This window comes from Candidatus Nitrosopumilus salarius BD31 (assembly GCF_000242875.2).
Taxonomy (GTDB): domain Archaea; phylum Thermoproteota; class Nitrososphaeria; order Nitrososphaerales; family Nitrosopumilaceae; genus Nitrosopumilus; species Nitrosopumilus salarius.
The window spans coordinates 1-920 of record NZ_AEXL02000059.1 but is presented as its reverse complement, the minus strand read 5'-3'; the positions used below and the strand labels follow the sequence as shown (position 1 = coordinate 920).

Here is a 920-nt window from a genome sequence, read left to right as displayed (position 1 = left end):
CCGCATATGCCCCTTTTGAAGCATTATTTATCAGTGCATCTTGAACGGGTTTTGGAACAGGAAATGGTGACTGCCCAAACGCAAATCCGTAAAAGCCAAAATTGCATTCGGGGGAATGGCAATCAGAGTGAAATTCCTGTAAGAATGTGTTTAATTTGAGATTTTCAGGCATCTCAATGTCCTGAACCTGTTGATCAACTATGAATTTCAATAATTAATGTTATTTGTATAAAATTTAGATATTACTCATGAAACGGAGAATATCAATTACGTTGATTTTATCAACCTATTCTTGAAATTTCATTTAAAACATGAGGGTTCTCAAGTGACGATAAATCACCCAGATCATTACCCAAAAGTTTTGATTTCAACAGTCTACGCATAATTTTACCTGTTCTTGTTTTCGGTAAATCAGATAATTGAAAAACATGCTTAGGACGTGCAATCTTGCCAATTTTTTCAGAGACATATTCAGAAACAATAGATTGCAAATTAGTTTCAAGATTATCATCTGCAACGAAAAATATTACAATTGCCTCACCAGTAAGATCATCAGGAATTGCAATAGATGCGGCATCAGACACTTTAGGATGAGAGATTACAGTGTGCTCTATTTCAGCAGTACTCATTCTGTGCCCTGAGACATTAATTACATCGTCTGTCCTGCCATGCATATACCAAAGATTATCATTATCTGCATAGACATAATCTCCATGAAACCAAACATTTTCAAATCGTGACCAATATGTTTCAAGATATCTTTCATCGTCATTTAATAAGCCTCTAGTCATTGCAGGCCATGGGGATTTTATTACCAGATAACCATTTTGATTTCGTACCGAATTTCCAGCATCATCAAAAACATCAAGATTCATCCCAGGAACTGGAATGCCAACAGTACTAGGCTTTAATTTCATACC

Annotated in this window: 1 protein-coding gene and 1 pseudogene; both read right to left on the bottom strand. The window is 35.5% G+C overall.

Features of this window, described 5'->3' with window-relative positions; all coding sequences use genetic code 11:
- Positions 1-211: pseudogene (locus BD31_RS02495) on the bottom strand (pyridoxal phosphate-dependent aminotransferase); the annotation flags it as partial.
- A gap of 70 nt (positions 212-281) precedes the next feature.
- The coding region (locus tag BD31_RS02490) for an AMP-binding enzyme (RefSeq protein WP_008298089.1) at positions 282-920 on the bottom strand (639 nt) is incomplete at its 5' end.